Raw genomic sequence first — 17,368 nt, 5'->3', positions numbered from 1 at the left:
TAAATGCTGAAAACTAACAAATTATTTATTATAATAGCAGGGTAGGAAATGTTTTTTGGATACAGAAATGTATACTTAATTTACCGTACGGAGGGAGGAACACTATGCAGCCGTCAGAAATTATTGAAAGTTCGCTTAACTATATTGAGCTTAATCTTAAAACCGATATTACAGCAGAAGAACTGGCAAGAAAGGCCGGATATTCAACTTATCACTATTATAGATTGTTTTCTTCTACAATGGGTTCCTCAATTGCAGGTTATATTTTAAAACGCAGGCTTGACCATGCGCTTTTAGAAATTGCAAAAGGCAGAAAATCTATTGATGTTGTTTTAGAATATGGCTTCAACACCTATGCCGGATTTTATAAGGCATTTCGAAAAATATACGGTTGCTCTCCTAAAAAATATATTAGTATTTATGGGCTTCATAAACCCCAACAACCGGAGGTATCTATTGTGTATTCAAAATCAACTTTGAAGAAGATATTACAAAACTGGGACATCCCCCATACCATGCCTATTAAAGAAATCCACACTACACCTAATGAAAAGGAGTCAACAAATGTCTGGTTAATCGGAGAAGAATTCATTTTGAAGACTGGTGAACGAGCAAAGCTCTTTCAAAATCTTCTGGTGACGAAAGCCTTACATAAAGAAGGATTTGTTTCATCATTGCCCATTCAAACTAAATCAGGTGAAAATTTTTTAGAGGGCAATGAGATATTTGTTTTAACTAAGGCCGAGCAAAACATGGAAGACATTAAAAAACTGATTGCACGCTCACACACGCAAAATGACAGCTTCATGCATTGTGCCGTTTACATTGAAATCATTGCCGACAGCCTCAATGATTTGCTTACCAGGCAAACCAACATCAGGTTACTGCTCAATCATCACAAAATACTGGTAGACAAGCTGATGATGCAGCAAAAGATTGGATTCGCCTCTATTATGCCCAACGGTCACAACCAGTTTGGTACACAGTTTGAACGTGCTTTACCTGTCAGCTCCATTGCTAACCTATTCCCTCTCTCCTATTCAGGCAAAACAGATCCGAAAGGCTGTTATTTAGGCAGAGATAAAAACGGATCTAACATTATTGCTGATTTGGATATGAGAACCCTGGACAGAACTAACGGACATATTCTTGTACTGGGAAACTCTGGTGAAGGCAAGTCTTATTTGCTGAAGCTTTTGGTCATTAACCTCATCATCACCGGTAAAAAAATCTTTATCCTTGATCCGGAAGATGAGTTTAAAGACCTTGTACGCAAGCTGGGCGGAACTTATTTGGATATGACGGCTGCTCAATACTGCATCAATCCATTAGAGCCAAGACTTTGGACAAACCATGATTTAGATCATGAGGAAACGGAAGAAGACCCTGAACTTCCCACTCCTGAAGCTTTTAAGCAATCCACTATTCTCAGTCAGCACATTGCCTGGCTTCGTGATTTCTTCCGTATTTACCGTCAGTTCACTGAAAACGAACTGGATGTCATTGAAATCATGCTGGAGGAAACCTACAAGAGAGCGCATATCACAGACAGCACTGATTTCGGTCAGCTTAGACCACAAGACTACCCCATTCTTTCCGATTTGCATCAAGTCGTGACAGACAAACTCAGCACCTTTGATGAAGATTTTGAGGAATCCAAGAAAATGAAACATCCCATTCTTTACACACAAGAGCTGCTGCAAACGGTTGGTTTAGGGCTTCGCAGTATTTGCATTGGTTCTTCCAGTCGCTACTTTAACAACTTTACCAACGTGCCAAACGCAGACTTCATTGACTTCTCTGTTAAGGGGGTTCTCAATACCAATGAAAACCTTAAAAATGCCATGTTCCTGAACATCTTCTCCTACATGAGCCATAAATTCCTCACGGTGGGCGATTGTGCTTTGGTCGTTGACGAGCTGCATGAATTTGTTAAGAACAAACTCGCCATTCAGTATATCAACAGCTTCATGAAGCGTGGCCGCAAAAGAAATTCCAACGTTTTACTTGCCTCACAGAACCCTGAAGACTTACTCAAATCAGAAGTCATCAGCTACACAGCTCCCCTACTGTCTATCCCCACACACAGCTTTTTATTTCATCCGGGCGGCAACTGCAATCCGAAAGAATATCAATCTGCTCTCAATGTACAGCCCTACGAGTTCAGCCTCATTGAAAAGCCGAAACAGGGACACTGCTTATACAAATGCGGTAATGAGCGTTATCACCTGCACGTTATTGCACCGCCATATAAACGCGCTTTAATTGGTAATTCAGGCGGCAAAGGGGCGGCATAATGGAGCTTAAAATCGCTGCTAAGATTGCCATGCTGCTGAAAGATGAACAGTTCCGCAAAAAACTAGTTACTATTGTAGCCGTTGTTATTATCTTATTGACCGGACTTTTCAGTGCTGTTAACGTAAAAGGATTGGAGTTCGGCGGCGAAACAGCGGCCAATGTTCTCTCTGTTTTAATTGCCGAGAAGAAAGCGCAGCTCGACAGCTCACAAGAAATGGACACACCTCTTTTGTATGCTATCTATTCCTATTTGCTGGACGGACAGGAAAAAGTATATGGTTCTCCGGAATCAGTGGCTAATCGTTTAGTGGATGCCGTATTCCCTTTTTGGGGAACACCGGCTTCCACTTCTGATGAAATCTTTAGTGCGATAGAAACAGAATTCAAAGTGAACTTCAACTCTCATGAACGGCAAACGCTTATCAAGCTTGCAGAGCGTATGCCGCAAAATGATGTCAGCGACCGTGATTTTTTAACCTACAATTTATCGGCAGAAGACGGCAAAACAAATATCGGTCTTACTAATTTTGCCTACAATGTCGCTAACGAAGGCTGCGGTTATGTGTGGGGTGCTTTTGGTCATGATGTCACCATGAGCTTTCTTCGCCGGCAGCAAACGACTTACAGCGGCAATTCCTCTGCCAATTTGACAGCAGAACAAGTGGATTATATCTTTCAGAATTTTGGAGGTAAACCTGGCTTCGACTGCATTGGACTTATCAAAGCCTATGAATGGCTGGACGAAAACTCTGGGAATATTACCTACCAATCCAATGACTTTAAAGACGTAGGTGCCAATCGTATGTATCAAACAGCCTACATAAAAGGGAACATTTCCACCATAGCCGAAATACCGGGATTAGCCGTTTGGATGGACGGACACATCGGTGTTTATGTTGGACAAGGCAATGTCATTGAAGCCAAGAGCAACCAAGACGGCGTTATTCTGACAAAGCTTGCCGATCGTCCCTGGACACACTGGCTGCAGCTGCCTGGCATTCAATATGTCACTTCCGGAGAAGTTCAAATTGACAAATGGAAAGTCACCATAGAATCTGGTCGGGCTGTCAAATGGGAAGAAAATCGAATCATTGGCAAAGATGGTTTTGCCTGGCCGTTGCCCTCTGATTATGGGTTAGATTGGATTACCAGCACCTTTGGCGGCCGTCAAAATCCTGTCACGGGTGTTTGGGAAAACGCTCATGGTGCTATCGACATCGGCGCACCGGGCGGCACACAAATCATGGCTGCTGCAGATGGCACTGTTACTATCTCCAGGTGGTCAGATTCATACGGCAACTGGGTAACTATTCAGCATGATGATACCTATTGAACTGTTTATGCCCACTCATCAAAATTACTTGTGAGTGAGGGACAGAAAGTCAAACAAGGTGATGTAATTGCGCTAGTCGGCACAACAGGGCGCAGCACCGGTAATCACCTTCACTTTGAAATCCGGGAGAATGATGTTCGTATTGACCCTATGGATTTCTTTTGATTTTCTTTTTTCTTGCCTTACTTTTCCCATTTTATTTTCATTTTTCACTCAAAAACAAACTAAGAGGAGGGAGTATGATTGACAACAAGCAACGCTATATTGAACTAAGAAAAACTCTCTTAAAGGACTATCATATATCCAATTACATTGTCACGGTCGTTCGCAGCATGGGACGAAATCAGAAGTTTTTCATGGGAGAATATCCTTTTTGTGAACAGCCCTATGCGGTATGGGAAGGACAGCATTTTTTAGATTTCCGATATGCCAAGTTCTTTGAAACCATGACAGAAGCACTTGAAGATTTAGACAAAAGAATGGAAGTTCCACGCAAAAGGTATCTGCAAAAAACCACTCGTACCTTAGAAGAAAATGACAGGTTAAACATTCAAATCATTTCTTCTGAAGACCCTTATGAATAGTGAAAATCTTGTTTTAATTGATAAGTTTTGTTGTCCTTTTTATTCGCAAAAACAATTGACATACGTGTTTATACGTGTTATAATAAATCAGAAAGTGAGGGAAGTCTACATGAAGCAAAGCGAACTGCTAAAATTATTTAGCAAAAATAATATTGTCTTTGTTCAGCACGGTAAAAGACACGACTTATATTTTAGTCCTATCACTGGCAAGAAATTCCCTGTTCCAAGGCACGCAAAAGAGATTGCAATTGGTACACTTAAGAGTATTAAAAAGGACGCAGGGCTTGAATAAAGCCCTTGTTCCTCTCTATATATTTAAAATATTTGCAAATATTACTCAATTGAAAGGAGTTTTACTACATGGCAAAATATATTTATCCAGCTGTTTTCACAAAAGAAAACAAACTTTATTTTGTCCAGTTCCCCGACTTTGAAAGCTGCTACACGCAGGGAGAAAGTCTACAGGATGCCTTTGATATGGCTGAAGATGTGCTTGCTCTTACCCTTTATGAAATGGAAGAAGCACGCACAGAAATTCCAAATTCCAGCGAAATCAAGACAGTTAAAACAGAAGAAAATGAATTTGTTTCACTTGTCTCCTGTGATACAATAGCGTACAGAAAGCTCTACGACAACAAGGCTGTCAAAAAAACCTTAACCATTCCCTCATGGCTCAATGCTATGGCGGAAAAACAAAGCATTAACTTTTCTGCTGTATTGCAAAATGCTTTGAAGGAACATTTAGATATTTCCGATCGATAGTCAAGCTTTCCTCACAAATTCATACTACCACATTAAGCACGCTGATTTTTTCAGCGTGCTTTCTCTTTTTTCTTTTCCTTACTAATCCCGCCCTGCAGGGGCGGCCGCTTGCGAGGGCAAATTTTAGACCTCATTTCTTATGCCCAACAAATACAATCATCAAATTTTAAGGAGCATTTTATCATGGCAAATATTCAAAAATCAACCGTAAAAATTTCGCTGAACAAAGAAAAGTTGACCGCAGTTCAAACTTTTCTAGAGCGAAAAAATTTAAAAATTGAAGAAGAATTTGAGCAGTTTTTTGATACACTTTTTAAGAAATACGTTCCAAAGGACGTGCAGATTTATATTGAAAGTATGAGTCAGCCCCTGCAAAATCCAAAGGAAAAAGAGTAGAATCTCAAATCAAAATCCGAGGAAACAAACTCTAATCCAGAGCAAAATGTAGAGCAGATTTCTTCAAAAAACAGCTCTGAAACCCCTCTGCCCTACAACCGTTTTGAACAGTTCAAGGACTAAAAGAAGATGAAACCTAGAAAAAATCAATTTTTTCTAGGTTTCATGCGGTTTTTGAGCGTTTTTACAGCTTGTTTTCTACCTATGAAAAAAAGTTGTAACGATGATGCAGGATAAAGGGTTAACGTTATTTCATAACGCAAACCCAGCACAAAGGCAGGTAAGACCTGCCTTTCCATATCTGTAAAAATAGCGTTAAAATATTGACCTTAGCGTTAAATATAGATTTTTTGTATGTGTAACCCAATTAAAAACGTTGATACGGCTGAATTTTATGCAACGTTAGAATTCACGTTACTATTTTACAGCAAAGTAAGGAGGATTAATAATTTTGGAAAGTAATCAAAAAAACAAGCGTGTATCTTTATATTTAACTGAAGATAAGTACAGAATGCTTTTAGGTATTCAAAATGAAAGAGATAGTTTAAATAAAAATGCTGTTATACTTGAAGCCCTCGAGTTCTATTACGGTTATCTCACTGGCAGTATCTCTCAAGACTATCTATGCGGCACACTTGGCACAAAACTAGAAGCTGTTCAGAATCGCAGCAATGATCAGCTGGCAAGACTTTTATACAGACAATCTGTTGAGATTAATATGCTCGTCAGACTTCTTGCTTCTGACAAAAAGATGAGCAAGGATGAGTATGAAAAAGTTTGCAGAAAGGCTGTTCAAGATGTAAACTCTACTCGAGGGATTATTAACTTGTATGAAGCTGGGTTAGATGATGGAAACAGAAAGGAATAGTTCAAATGAAAAAAGATAAAGATTCAATAATTGCGTGTATTGCTTTTTGCATTCTCTGCTGTTTATTTCTGTTTCCCCTGTTCATTATACATATCACAGATACCCGACCGACTGTAAAAATAGTTACCGGGATATTTGTACTTCTTTTAACTATTCTGATGACGATCCAAATTGTTAACTGTAGAAACACAAATTTAAAAACACAAATTTGTGTTCTAGAAGAGCAACTATCTGAAAAACATCACACACAATTGGCTCTATATGAAATTCAGCAGCAGCTTCGAGAAATTGACAACAATGTTAACAAGCTTTACAATCCACTTTCTGTCGCTGGTTTTTCTGAAAGAGTGGAGGAAGAAACAAAAGCACAAAGAAAAAAAAGAGAAATTTTACTCACAACTTCTTAGTGATAAAATCCGATTGTCTGAGGTTCCATTTGAAATCCGAATATCATACCCTACAGTGTATACGCTGGCTTGTCGAATAAGCAGGAATATCTCCAGGCAAAGATATGATGAAGATTTAGATATTCTGCGAGATGATATAAAGTGTCTTAATCAAAGTTCCGAACATATTCGTGAACTAGACATTTTAGAAGATCGGCTTAGAAGTTTTCTTGATAATTTACATAATATTGTATTTCCAGAAGATAGATAGAATTTATATCTTTTATATATTAGTAAGTCTTTCTCTCCCCAGAAGCAGAATGATATCCAACACCTGGTATTTTGCTCCTAATTTAAAATACTTAAATTAATGAAAGGTCGTTTTCATATGTTGCTAATTTTAATACTGTTAGTTATAATTATTCTAATTGAAACAATTCTAATTAAGATTCTCCTTAACATATTAAATAAAAAACTAATATCAATTGAACTCTTAACACAGTTGATAGAAAGCAGGTTTACAGAATGAGTCAGGATTCACCGATATTAATTGCCGGCACATCTCGTGAATGCGAATTAGCTTTTGAGAAAATTGTTCCTTCACTTAGTCAGTTAAAAAAAGTTACCGTTTTCTTCGAAAACTATAATTTTTTGATAACAAATTATGATGTGCTTTCAAATGGAGTGCATATGATTCTTGAATTTTTAGATGGCCAACAAGTACAGATTGAAGGAACCAATTGTGGTTATAGTGGCACAGGACCGAATACAACTGTTCGTGTTCTCGAGATGGTTGGACTCTCTCGCTCAATTACTGAACCATTAATATTTTACAACGATGCCATCCGTTTCGATGTTGATAAAAATAACGAGATTCTTTATTCAACCATTGATACATCTGATTTGTTTTATCCTCAGATAAGAGAAACAGGAAAAACAAAAGATTTAAACCGAATTAGAAAAGATTCTAACTATGATATCGATTTGGTCAATAAAAAAGTTACAGTGTATAATCCTCATAGAAACAGTTGGAAAGGTTTTGTGGCTCTTACCAGCTATATGAAAATTTATGAAATGGAGTATTATATTGGAGAAAACAGTCCTTTAGAAGGTTATTATAAATTCAATCTTGGAAAAGAAGGCTTAATATATGAAATACGGCAAAATTATATTGGGATAAAACATGTAAATTTAATTCTAAAAGGCAATCACTTTAATATTGTGTGCCTTATAAATCGAAAGGAAGAAATTGAGATAATTAACACTCTGCATCTTTCTTTAACTGGGACTGCCCTGCCTTGGATTAAAAAATATCATATTACTAATTCTGCAAAACGAAGTTTTGGGCTTCTATTTGAAGTTTTAAAAGATTTCTTTAAAAATCAACCTGATGAAATCCATGAGAGGATTGATATAACAGAGCAAAATGAAGAGACAGCGAGGCTTCGGAAATATGGACGTTAAAGCTGACAATATATCGCAAATTAATATACTGATTCTTACTGCAGTTCTTACTTTTATTACTTCTGTATTAGGCATCTTGATCACACAATGGGTTGTAAATCATTATAAGAAATCCGATCAACTCCTCTCAGCCCCTAAACTGTTAATTATCCCTTTAAAAGATACTAAAGCATTAATGACTAACCTAGATAAAATTACCTCCTACAATAAAATTTTTCAAATTCACTTTCACATAATCAAAAGTCTTGATAATGAACAAAATGATATATCTTCCTCTATAGAATTTATTCCCATAAACAAAGAGACCATATTACAGGAATTCCCCATAGCAAATTCTGTTTTTTTAGGAGTTAAATGTGATAACAAAGGTGAAGAGGGATTATCTTTATACAGAATCATCGATAAAAACAAAAAGACTTATGATATTGACAGCAGCATTGTGTTAAGAACTTTAGAATCCGGCGATAGTTTTGGTTTTATCTGCAATGAAAAAGATGCGCCTTCTGGCATAGAAGGCAGCTTTTGGGAACAATCCGGAAGGTATGATATTAAACATTTCTTGGGTTCTAGTCTCCACTTTAAAAAATATGCAATTTCAAAGAATAATTAAAATGTCCTTTCTAACAACAAAATAATTATGTAATCTTTGCTGCTCTTTCTCAAATAAGTTAGAGTGGCTTTCTTTTTTCCCTTACTTCTCACCGAAAGGAGCTGCTGCCATGCCCGGAGCCAAAATGATATTCAATGCCCGATATTTTCACATCGCTAAACCTGGCGAGAGTCTCAGCAAAAATACCCTCAACAAAAACGCTGCAGCCGGACTTGTCAACTACATTGCCACTCGTGAATCGGTGGTGCATAATTTCACCCCTGAATATGAATTTATGAATGCAACGGATCTGCAGCGTGCCAAGATTCATGAGTTCGTTTTTGATGAACCCGAAGTAAAGCAGCTGAAAGAGTTTGAACAATATCGTGAAAATCCAACGGCTGCCAATGCTACTCGATTTCTCACCAGAGCCTCCAACGTTATCGCCGGCATTGATACCGGTGAAGAAGTTCCTATCGATAATTCTTCTACTGAAAAGCAAAGAGAACGCATAGAAGATTTTCTTGCTGCTGTTCCCGAACTGAAGGAAACGATGGAGTATAAAGACTATCTTCAGTCCCCTACGTTTACTAATGCTTCTGAGTTTCTCTCCAATGCTTTTGACAATTCGTTGGGGTCAGTAGTCGATCCGGAAACCTTACAGACCATGGTGAACTACATGGCAACTCGTCCCGGTGTTGTCAAAGACGGTGACCATGGACTTTTTTCTTCCGATGAAATAACAGATTTAGAAGCTTACAAAAAAGAAGTCAGTGAACATACGGGGAATATTTACAGCACCGTTGTTTCTCTCAGACGTGAAGATGCAGATGCGCTAGGCTTTGACAGTCAAGAAAACTGGAAGAATACCGTCAGAGCCAAGCTTGATGTCGTGGCTAGAAACTCCGGCATTTCTTTACAGGATTTGCGGTGGTGTGCTGCCATGCACAACACAGGACATCATCCCCATATTCACTTCATGTACTGGTCAAAGAATCCAAACACGCAGAATTATTTATCCAAGCAGGGCATTGAGAAAATTAAGTCTGCTTTTGCCCATGAAATCTTTCGGGGAGAATTTGAACAAATCTATGAAGTACAAAAGAATCTCACTCACGACCTGAAAGAAGAAAGCTCTGCTCTACTGCAAAAGCTTAATGAACATGCAGCTGACTATGCAAATAACTATGAGCTGATTCAGAAGTTTAGTGAGCTATCCACAGATTTATCTGAACTGCAAGGTAAGCACCAATATAAATACTTGCCTAAGCGTATAAAATTACAAGTCAACGAACTGGTCGACAAGATAGGTGAAATTCCCGAAATCAAACGTCTGCATGAATTGTATGAAGAAAACAACAACAAGATGCTCTCCATTTACAAAGAGAGTGACAACATTCCCCGGAGGAAGCTTTCAGAAGCGAAATCCGGGGATAATTTATATTTCCTCAAAAACATGGTGATTAAATCTGCTGAAGCACTTCCTCTCACACAGGAAAATCTTCCTGAATATGAAGCCACCCCTGAAGCCCAGGACGTTGAATCTTCTCCCAGTTATGACATGGAATCCATTCTTCTTGTTCGTCAGCTTGAAGATTTGTCGGCATCCGGTGACAAAGAAGCGGCTCTACTGCTTGGTGATATTTACAGCGAGGGAATTTCCGGTGTAGAAGCTGACACGGATAAAGCCATCATGTGGTATGGCATTGCTGCCAATGATTACGGCGGTGAACCTCTCCCCTTGGCTGCCTACAAGCTGTCAGAAATCATGCTAAATTCTGCCGGCAGTGACATAAACCTGGCACATGAATTTGCTTACCGTTCCATGAAAGGATTTATGAAAGAGTTGGAGAATTCTCCGAATACTAAGCTCATTCAAGACTTGTCTGCAGGAAAATATTTGTACCATGATTTAGAGAGCTATCACAGACAGCAATTTAAAAAACTAAAAGAAATACTGCCGCATACAGAATATGAGCCGCCCACCGTCTATCAGGAATCTCCTGAAAACGCTGAGCGGCTTTTTTATTTGGGCAAGTTATTGGCTGAAAATCACACTTTTCAGCCTGACTTTGATTCTTCTATCACCGCAGGAACTCCGAAAGATACTGATAAAGCCAAAAGCTTCTATCAGTTCGCTTTTGATGCCGGTCATATCCCTGCTGCTTATGAACTAGGTCTCCTTGAAGAAAACCTGGAACAATCTCTAGCCTACTTTTTAAAAGGAGCGGATGCCGGTGACTTATCCTGCACACTAGAAGCCGCCAAACGTCTGGAAACCGGACAAAATGGGATAACAGACATGGAGCTTGCCGGGGTTCTCTACCAAAAAGCTGAAAATTTAGCTGTAGAAAATCCTCCGGATAACAGAGTTGCACCGAACACGGCAGAATCCATTCTTCATGAGCCAGTCTTCTCCCCAGAGAAGACTTACGGAAAAACCGGTAGCCGGCAAAAAGATGACAATTCCTCTCAGCTGAAGCAAGCCCTCACCTATTACAAAAAAGGCACGGAACTGGCAGCCGATAAAGAGAGTCGCTCACAGGCCTTTGACTATTTCAAGAAGTCGGCTGACCTAGGGTACTCCTGGGGGCAGTACAAAACAGCACAGTATATTTACAAGGGACTTACAGACCTTGACCGTTCTGAAGCTCACCCTTACTTTCAATTGGCCAGAGAAAGTTTCCTGCAAGAAGAACAATCCGGTAAGGAAAATGATTGGAGAGATTATGTTACCGCCGGTATGTATGAAAAAGGGTTGGGAACCGAAAGCAGTTCTGAGCTGGCCAATAGGTATTATGCCAAGGCTCTTGCCAGCTTTATCAAAGAAGAGGGAGAACATCCCAAAGCTTGGAAAGAATCCGTCATTGCAAAAATGTATGAAAAAGGATTGGGTACTGTACCCGATCCTGAAAAGGCTTTTACCTATCATAAAAAAGCTGCTGACAACGGACACACTCCCTCTGCTTACAAAGTCGGAGAAGCTTATCGAAATGGTAAAGGTGTGCCGGTGAATGAACTGCTCTCTCAGCGATATTTTAAGAAAGCTTTTGATGGATTCATGAAACAGGAGCAGGAAAACCCGAATGCTTACACCGAATATCAGCTTGGCAGGATGTTTCACAAAGGTTTTGGCGTAGAAAAGAATCTTGAGCAAGCCAAAGAGTGGTATCAGAAGTCGGCTGACAAAGGCAATGAGTATGCAAAAGAGGCTTTAGACAGATTAAACAATCAACAGAATTCCCAAGAACAACATTCTTCTCCTGATATATCCTCTGTTTTGCAGTCCCTCATTCGCACGGCGGCGGCTCAGATGCACCAGGAGAATTTACAGTCACAGAAACATCACCCCAGTGTTGACCGCAAAGAGCGCAGAAAAATCAGAGAGAAAAAACACGAAATGGGTTTGAAAGAAGACTGGGAACAAAGTTTAGAATAACAGGAGGTCACATATGGCAAGACGATATATTACGCTATCTGATGAACAAATCAACCGAGCGCAGCACGCTGACATTGCCGAATACTTAAGACAGCATGGCGAAACGGTTATCCGTGAGGGAAAATGTTTTGTTTGGAAAAAACATGATTCTGTTCGCATACAGGGCTACAAATGGTATCAGAACAGCACACAGAAAGGCGGTGCTGCTGTTTCATTCCTTCAGCATTTCTTCTCTATGCATTTTGTGGATGCTGTCGCAGCTCTTACCGGGGAGAATATCCCCTCTCTGCCGGAGAGAAAAGGCTCTCCGGCCAGCCAATCTGCCAAACCAAAAACGAACACTGCTTCAGCTCAAAATTTTGTATTGCCGGAAAAGGCAGACACGTACAAACATGTTTATGCCTATCTCAGCAAAACCCGTGATTTGGATGATGACATTCTCAGCATTTTCTTTGAGAACGGTTCTCTCTATGAAGATATTCGAAAGAATGCTGTCTTTGTTGGCTTTGATGAAAAGAAAATCCCTCGAAGTGCACACAAGAAAGGAACCAATACCTTTGCCCCACCGTACAAACGGTGCGTGACAGGTTCAAATTTAAACTATCCATTTGGCTATTTCGGAGGAGGTGAAACATGCTATGTTTTTGAAGCAGCTATTGACTTGATGAGCTTCATGTGTTTAAATCGAAACCAAGAACTTCTCAAACAGAATTACATTGCCATTGGCGGCCTACATATCAACCCTGTCTATCAGGTTTTAGAATCCCACGTTAATATTAAACAGGTTGTTTTCTGCACAGACAACGATATAGATGGAAAACTACCGGATGGCACACCGCACAACCACGGCCAAGAGTTTGCCAAAAAGCATGCTCACAACCTACAAACCATGAACTATGAAACCAAAATATTAACCCCGTCTACAAAAGACTGGAATGAAGATTTGAAAAAAGAAAGGATGAATTTATTATGAGTACACTGGAACCCACCGCCTATGAGCTGGAGAACTGCACAGATTTAAAACCCATCACACACCCGGCTTTCTTTATGGGAGAAAAAGAGTTATACTTGTTCTTTAAAGATGAACAGGACGAACTCTATTTTCTAAAACGCTCTGAAAATGAGCCTGACGATTTATTTGACATCGGCGCCGTCATCGATGCCGATGAAGCCATTCCGGTGCAGGCTGATTCCAGAGCGGAAGAGTTGGCTATTAAGTTTTTGGAGTGATTGATAGTGATTGAAAAAATTAAAAACTTAGGTTCCAAAAAAAGAATTCTCTTAAATATCGCCGTTCTGGCAATTTTGCTGCTTATCTATCATCTCACAACATTCATATTGGATATGAACAATTTAGTTTTCCGGCACACCGTTTTTATCCCTTTTGTTGTCATCACAGTTATTTTAGCTTTTTTACTGACACTACAAATTATAAATTTTTCTTTTCACTTGGCTGCCGACAAAAATATCAAATGGCTCTTACGCATTTTATCTGGAATAGGCACTTTTATTCTTTCCGTCTTTTTAATACTATCTCTACTATTCGGATTTTTTGTTTCTGTTTTTGCCTATAACCCTGAACATGTGGTTGAAAAAGACGGAAAAACAATGGTAGCTTACGTAAATAGTTTTTTACAAGTCTACGTCGAGTATTATGATTACGTAAATCCTCTTGTTAGAGGAAAGCAAGTAAAAATTATGGTAGACGGGGGAAATGGAGGATACGACCCTTATAAAGATGGCGGTGAACCTTCTGTAAAACGGTATATCTACTATGATGATAACGGAAATATTATTGCTTCAACTTGGTAACTATCTAATAATTTTAACACAATATTGCTATTCCCAAAGAACTCCCGTAAAAAGGAGTTTTTTCTTTTGCTTACTTTTAAAAACAGAAAGGAAATTGATTATGAATCCCACAGAAAAACAAATAGAAAAATCTTTAGAAGAAGAAAAGAATGTTTCGACTTCTTTCATTCAACCAGATTCCACCGGTTCCGAACCCAAAAAGATTGAAATGGCGAACGCTGACAAGAGATACCTCAAGGCCAAAGATATGCTAAAAGAACATGGCGAAATCCGAAAGGAAATCAAAGAACAGTTCACGGTCAAAAAAGCATTGGAAAAGTCCAGTGAAATATTGACCTCATATGAGAAGAATCCGCAGAAGATTGCGGATTTTTTGCATTTCAGGTCAAAGCACAATTTTTATAACTATTCTCTGCGCAACACCATGCTCATGGAAAACCAGAATCCCGGCACCACCTTTGCCGGCAGCTATCAGAAATGGAAAGAACTTGGCTGCCATGTGTTGAAAGGACAAAAGGGTATGAAAGTACTTGTGCCGGCACAGCTGACTTTATTTAAGCCCGTTGGTTCGGAAAAATACAAGAAGCTGTCACAGGCTAACCCACAAGAAAAACAGGCCATTCAATCCGGTCAGATTCAAACTGTCAAGAAAAACACCTATGTCATTGGCCATGTTTTTGACATTGCACAAACCAACTTCCCCAAAGAACGATACCCTGAACTCATCACCATGGGAATCTCCTCACAAAAACATGAACAGGCTTACCATGCTATGAAAGGCTATCTGCAGGAAAAACAAATTGATGTGCAAGAAGCTGACTTTGCCTCTGCCACTCTGCGTGGACGGTATCTTCCCGAAATCAGTCGGATTGAAATCAATCATTTGCTTAATGATACCGAAAAACTCTCTACCCTCTGTCACGAAGCCGGACACGCTCTTTTACAGCATGACAAGATGTACCATCTTCCTGCTTCTGTCCATGAATGTCAGGCTGATGCTTTTGCAATTTGTCTGCAATCCTACTTAGGTTTGGATTTAACTGAAACACGCATGGATCACTTCAAAGACCACTTTGAAGCTTGCAAAGATGTGAAAGGCTTTACGGCCGACAGCTTACTGAAAGAAGTCAGCCAAAGATTCAACGACTATCTGCCCGAACTGGAACAGCATTTACAGCCGGTTATGGAAAATCAGCAACACATGAGTGCTGATTTTAGCATGACACAACAAATGCATTAGGAGGACATTATGCCAAGCTATGAACTTTTACCTCGATTTTTGCCCTTACTTCTGATGGGGCTGGCTCTGCTTGCTTTCGTTTTCTACATGGAATACACCAAAAGCTACAACATTAATAAAATCAAGAAAAAAACAGTTGGGGACGGGCAGCATGGAGCTGCCCGTCTTGCCACCAAACTGGAAATCCAAAAGTCACACCGATGTGTCAGATTCGAGCCTAAAAAGTGGCGAAACGGAAAGAATCTCCCCATTCACGAGGGATTCATTTATTCTATGCCCTCTCCCGGTAAAGCTTTGATCAACAGTGCCGATCATCACATTCTGATTGTAGCTGGCCCGGGTGGAGGTAAAACCACCGGCATTCTCTGCCCCAACATCGAATACACATTGGCTTCAGGGAATTCCTTTGTTACGACGGACAGCAAGGGGGATTTACTGCAGTGGTATGGCCGTATTGCTGCTGAAGATTACGGCTACACCATCTTTGTCATTGACTTTCGGAATCCCCTTGAATCACAGTCTAACAATATGCTGCACCTGGTCAACACCTACTTTGACCAATACAAGAAAAACAAGGATTTGCGCTCCCTTGCCTTAGCAGAGAAACACGCTAAAATCATTGCTTCTGCTGTCATTCATTCCGGAGGATTCAAAGAAGGTGGTCAGAATGCCTTCTTCTATGATGCTGCTGAAGGTCTGATTGCTGCTGTTTGTTTACTTGTCGCTGAATTTTGTCAGCCAAAGGAACGGCATATTGTGACGGTCTTTAAGATGATTCTGGAAATGCTCGCCCCTGCAGAAGGCAGCACGGAGAAGAAAAAGAAAACCGCTGCCCAGGACATCATGGAACATCTTCCTGCAGAACACAAAGCCAGGTGGCTCTCCGGTTCTGCTCTGAATTCCGGCGGAGCTTCTGCGGCCAGTGTTATCACCACCGCCATGAGCCGTCTACTCTCCCTCATCGACAGCGAATCAGAACAAATTCTTTGCTTTGACCCTGCTGTAACCATTAATCAGCTTTGCAGTGAAAAGGTCGCTATCTTCCTTGTTTTTCCGGAAGAAGACAAAACCAAGCACGTACTTGTTTCCCTAATGATTCAGCAGATGTACAATGCCGTCATTGCTTATGCAGACGAATACACCACCAATCATTTTCTTGACCGAAGATTGTACTTCTTTGAAGATGAATTTGGTATCTTTCCCAAACAGGAGAACTTTCAGGATATGACGGCTGCCGGCAGAAGCCGCAATATGTTTTTAGTACCGATTGTACAGTCTGTCTTCCAGCTGCATGATACCTACGGACAAAACGGAGCCAAGAGTGTGATGAGCTGCTGCAAGTCTGTTATTTTCGGAGGCTTCGCTCCCCTATCGGACGATGCTGAATTCTTTTCCAAACATTTAGGCAATCAAACCGTATCAGGGGGCAGCGTGTCCAATTCTTCCAATGCCAAAAGCTCCGGCAGCTCTAAAAACATCAGCATGATTTCACGGCCGCTCATGACTGCTGACGAACTCAAGCAGTTGCCGCAGTTCAGCTGGGTAGTTCAACACGGCTCTTCTCATCCTTTCATTTCCAAAATGCCACACTGGACAAAATGGAAACTACGCTACGACAAGCCTTTTACCATGAGCCGACATGATCCGAAAGAAATCCATTATGGCAACTGCAAAAGCTTAAAGACTGCTATCATAGACAAATACGGAGTCGACTTTATTGCACCGGATGAACTCTACGAGGAAGATGACGGCAGAGCTGCTTCCATTGAAATGATGGAAGTGCCTGAACCTGATATGGCGGCTTATTGAATCTATTCCATAAAAGAAAGTACAGACTTACCTACATAAAGAAGAAACAGCGGTTTAGAGAATATTTCTCTTTACTGCTGCTTCTATCTTTATCACACTTTCTGTTTATATGGTAAATCTGACAAATATCTCCTAAAAGTTAAGTATATAGTATGGATGTATTTTGATTTTCATACTGAAAAAACAGCATTTCTGCCTATATTTGACATACGTCTTTACTGAAAGAGTGAGTAAAGTGTATATGAAAATATGTATTGCACGGCTTCAAAAAAATGGGTTTTATATAAAAAATTTAACCATTTATTAATGATTTATTTCAACGATAACATTCTTAAAAATAATCTATATAATTTATGATTTTGCTCGTCTGTCGTAGATGTGTAATAGT

The 17,368-nt window shown here is 39.8% G+C and carries 15 protein-coding genes and 1 pseudogene; all 16 read left to right on the top strand.

All coding sequences use genetic code 11. The features are described from left to right. The first annotated feature begins 104 nt into the window (after positions 1 to 104). The 16 genes and pseudogenes from CS931_RS01390 (at position 105) to CS931_RS01310 (ending at position 16,980) form a co-directional block, all read left to right on the top strand. Positions 105 to 2,297, top strand: a complete 2,193-nt coding sequence (locus CS931_RS01390) for a helix-turn-helix domain-containing protein (protein WP_099203969.1) — start codon at positions 105 to 107, stop codon at positions 2,295 to 2,297. After that, a pseudogene (locus CS931_RS13105) lies at positions 2,297 to 3,796 on the top strand (M23 family metallopeptidase). Before CS931_RS01390 ends, CS931_RS13105 begins: the two are co-directional and overlap by 1 nt. Positions 3,797 to 3,870: 74 nt before the next feature. Then, complete coding sequence (locus tag CS931_RS01375) at positions 3,871 to 4,215, top strand: hypothetical protein (RefSeq protein WP_099203966.1); 345 nt, start codon at positions 3,871 to 3,873, stop codon at positions 4,213 to 4,215. A gap of 109 nt (positions 4,216 to 4,324) precedes the next feature. Next, a complete protein-coding gene (locus CS931_RS01370) occupies positions 4,325 to 4,507 on the top strand; it encodes a type II toxin-antitoxin system HicA family toxin (protein WP_099204570.1) in 183 nt (60 codons plus the stop codon). Positions 4,508 to 4,575: 68 nt separating this feature from the next. After that, positions 4,576 to 4,977, top strand: coding sequence for a type II toxin-antitoxin system HicB family antitoxin (locus CS931_RS01365; protein WP_099203965.1), 402 nt, complete (start codon positions 4,576 to 4,578; stop codon positions 4,975 to 4,977). 183 nt (positions 4,978 to 5,160) lie between these two features. After that, the gene (locus tag CS931_RS01360; protein WP_099203964.1) at positions 5,161 to 5,373 is read left to right on the top strand and encodes a DUF6103 family protein; all 213 of its coding nucleotides are present in this window, start codon (positions 5,161 to 5,163) and stop codon (positions 5,371 to 5,373) included. Positions 5,374 to 5,824: 451 nt separating this feature from the next. Continuing rightward, positions 5,825 to 6,241, top strand: a complete 417-nt coding sequence (locus tag CS931_RS01355; RefSeq protein WP_099203963.1) for a hypothetical protein — start codon at positions 5,825 to 5,827, stop codon at positions 6,239 to 6,241. Positions 6,242 to 6,246: 5 nt separating this feature from the next. After that, positions 6,247 to 6,648, top strand: coding sequence for a hypothetical protein (locus tag CS931_RS01350; protein WP_099203962.1), 402 nt, complete (start codon positions 6,247 to 6,249; stop codon positions 6,646 to 6,648). 504 nt (positions 6,649 to 7,152) lie between these two features. Next, entirely contained in the window at positions 7,153 to 8,091 is a 939-nt protein-coding gene (locus CS931_RS01345; protein WP_099203961.1) for a hypothetical protein, read from the top strand. Next, the gene (locus CS931_RS01340; protein WP_099203960.1) at positions 8,081 to 8,701 is read left to right on the top strand and encodes a hypothetical protein; all 621 of its coding nucleotides are present in this window, start codon (positions 8,081 to 8,083) and stop codon (positions 8,699 to 8,701) included. The genes CS931_RS01345 and CS931_RS01340 overlap by 11 nt, the downstream gene beginning before the upstream one ends. A 109-nt stretch (positions 8,702 to 8,810) precedes the next feature. Then, entirely contained in the window at positions 8,811 to 12,119 is a 3,309-nt protein-coding gene (mobP3, locus tag CS931_RS01335) for a MobP3 family relaxase (RefSeq protein ID WP_099203959.1), read from the top strand. 13 nt (positions 12,120 to 12,132) lie between these two features. Further along, entirely contained in the window at positions 12,133 to 13,092 is a 960-nt protein-coding gene (locus CS931_RS01330; RefSeq protein WP_099203958.1) for a DUF3991 and TOPRIM domain-containing protein, read from the top strand. Then, positions 13,089 to 13,349 (top strand): hypothetical protein, encoded by a 261-nt coding sequence (locus CS931_RS01325; RefSeq protein ID WP_099203957.1) that lies wholly within the window; start codon positions 13,089 to 13,091, stop codon positions 13,347 to 13,349. The genes CS931_RS01330 and CS931_RS01325 overlap by 4 nt, the downstream gene beginning before the upstream one ends. Positions 13,350 to 13,355: 6 nt before the next feature. Next, complete coding sequence (locus CS931_RS01320) at positions 13,356 to 13,931, top strand: hypothetical protein (RefSeq protein WP_099203956.1); 576 nt, start codon at positions 13,356 to 13,358, stop codon at positions 13,929 to 13,931. A 100-nt stretch (positions 13,932 to 14,031) separates the two neighbouring features. Next, positions 14,032 to 15,171, top strand: coding sequence for an ImmA/IrrE family metallo-endopeptidase (locus tag CS931_RS01315; RefSeq protein ID WP_159459712.1), 1,140 nt, complete (start codon positions 14,032 to 14,034; stop codon positions 15,169 to 15,171). 9 nt (positions 15,172 to 15,180) lie between these two features. After that, entirely contained in the window at positions 15,181 to 16,980 is a 1,800-nt protein-coding gene (locus CS931_RS01310; RefSeq protein ID WP_099203954.1) for a type IV secretory system conjugative DNA transfer family protein, read from the top strand. Positions 16,981 to 17,368 lie beyond the last annotated feature (388 nt).

The sequence above is a fragment of the Scatolibacter rhodanostii genome (assembly GCF_900197595.1).
GTDB classification, from domain to species: Bacteria; Bacillota; Clostridia; order Oscillospirales; family Acutalibacteraceae; genus Scatolibacter; species Scatolibacter rhodanostii.
Note: the sequence above shows the minus strand (reverse complement) of the source record. Positions and strands in the feature narration are given on the sequence as shown.

Coding starts and splice junctions, on each gene's coding strand:
- CS931_RS01370 (WP_099204570.1), top strand. CDS start 4,325: ATGAAGCAAAGCGAACTGCTAAAATTATTTAGCAAAAATAATATTGTC.
- CS931_RS01345 (WP_099203961.1), top strand. CDS start 7,153: ATGAGTCAGGATTCACCGATATTAATTGCCGGCACATCTCGTGAATGC.
- CS931_RS01310 (WP_099203954.1), top strand. CDS start 15,181: ATGCCAAGCTATGAACTTTTACCTCGATTTTTGCCCTTACTTCTGATG.
- CS931_RS01360 (WP_099203964.1), top strand. CDS start 5,161: ATGGCAAATATTCAAAAATCAACCGTAAAAATTTCGCTGAACAAAGAA.
- CS931_RS01350 (WP_099203962.1), top strand. CDS start 6,247: ATGAAAAAAGATAAAGATTCAATAATTGCGTGTATTGCTTTTTGCATT.
- CS931_RS01375 (WP_099203966.1), top strand. CDS start 3,871: ATGATTGACAACAAGCAACGCTATATTGAACTAAGAAAAACTCTCTTA.
- CS931_RS01325 (WP_099203957.1), top strand. CDS start 13,089: ATGAGTACACTGGAACCCACCGCCTATGAGCTGGAGAACTGCACAGAT.
- CS931_RS01340 (WP_099203960.1), top strand. CDS start 8,081: ATGGACGTTAAAGCTGACAATATATCGCAAATTAATATACTGATTCTT.
- CS931_RS01390 (WP_099203969.1), top strand. CDS start 105: ATGCAGCCGTCAGAAATTATTGAAAGTTCGCTTAACTATATTGAGCTT.
- CS931_RS01315 (WP_159459712.1), top strand. CDS start 14,032: ATGAATCCCACAGAAAAACAAATAGAAAAATCTTTAGAAGAAGAAAAG.
- CS931_RS01330 (WP_099203958.1), top strand. CDS start 12,133: ATGGCAAGACGATATATTACGCTATCTGATGAACAAATCAACCGAGCG.
- CS931_RS01365 (WP_099203965.1), top strand. CDS start 4,576: ATGGCAAAATATATTTATCCAGCTGTTTTCACAAAAGAAAACAAACTT.
- mobP3 (WP_099203959.1), top strand. CDS start 8,811: ATGCCCGGAGCCAAAATGATATTCAATGCCCGATATTTTCACATCGCT.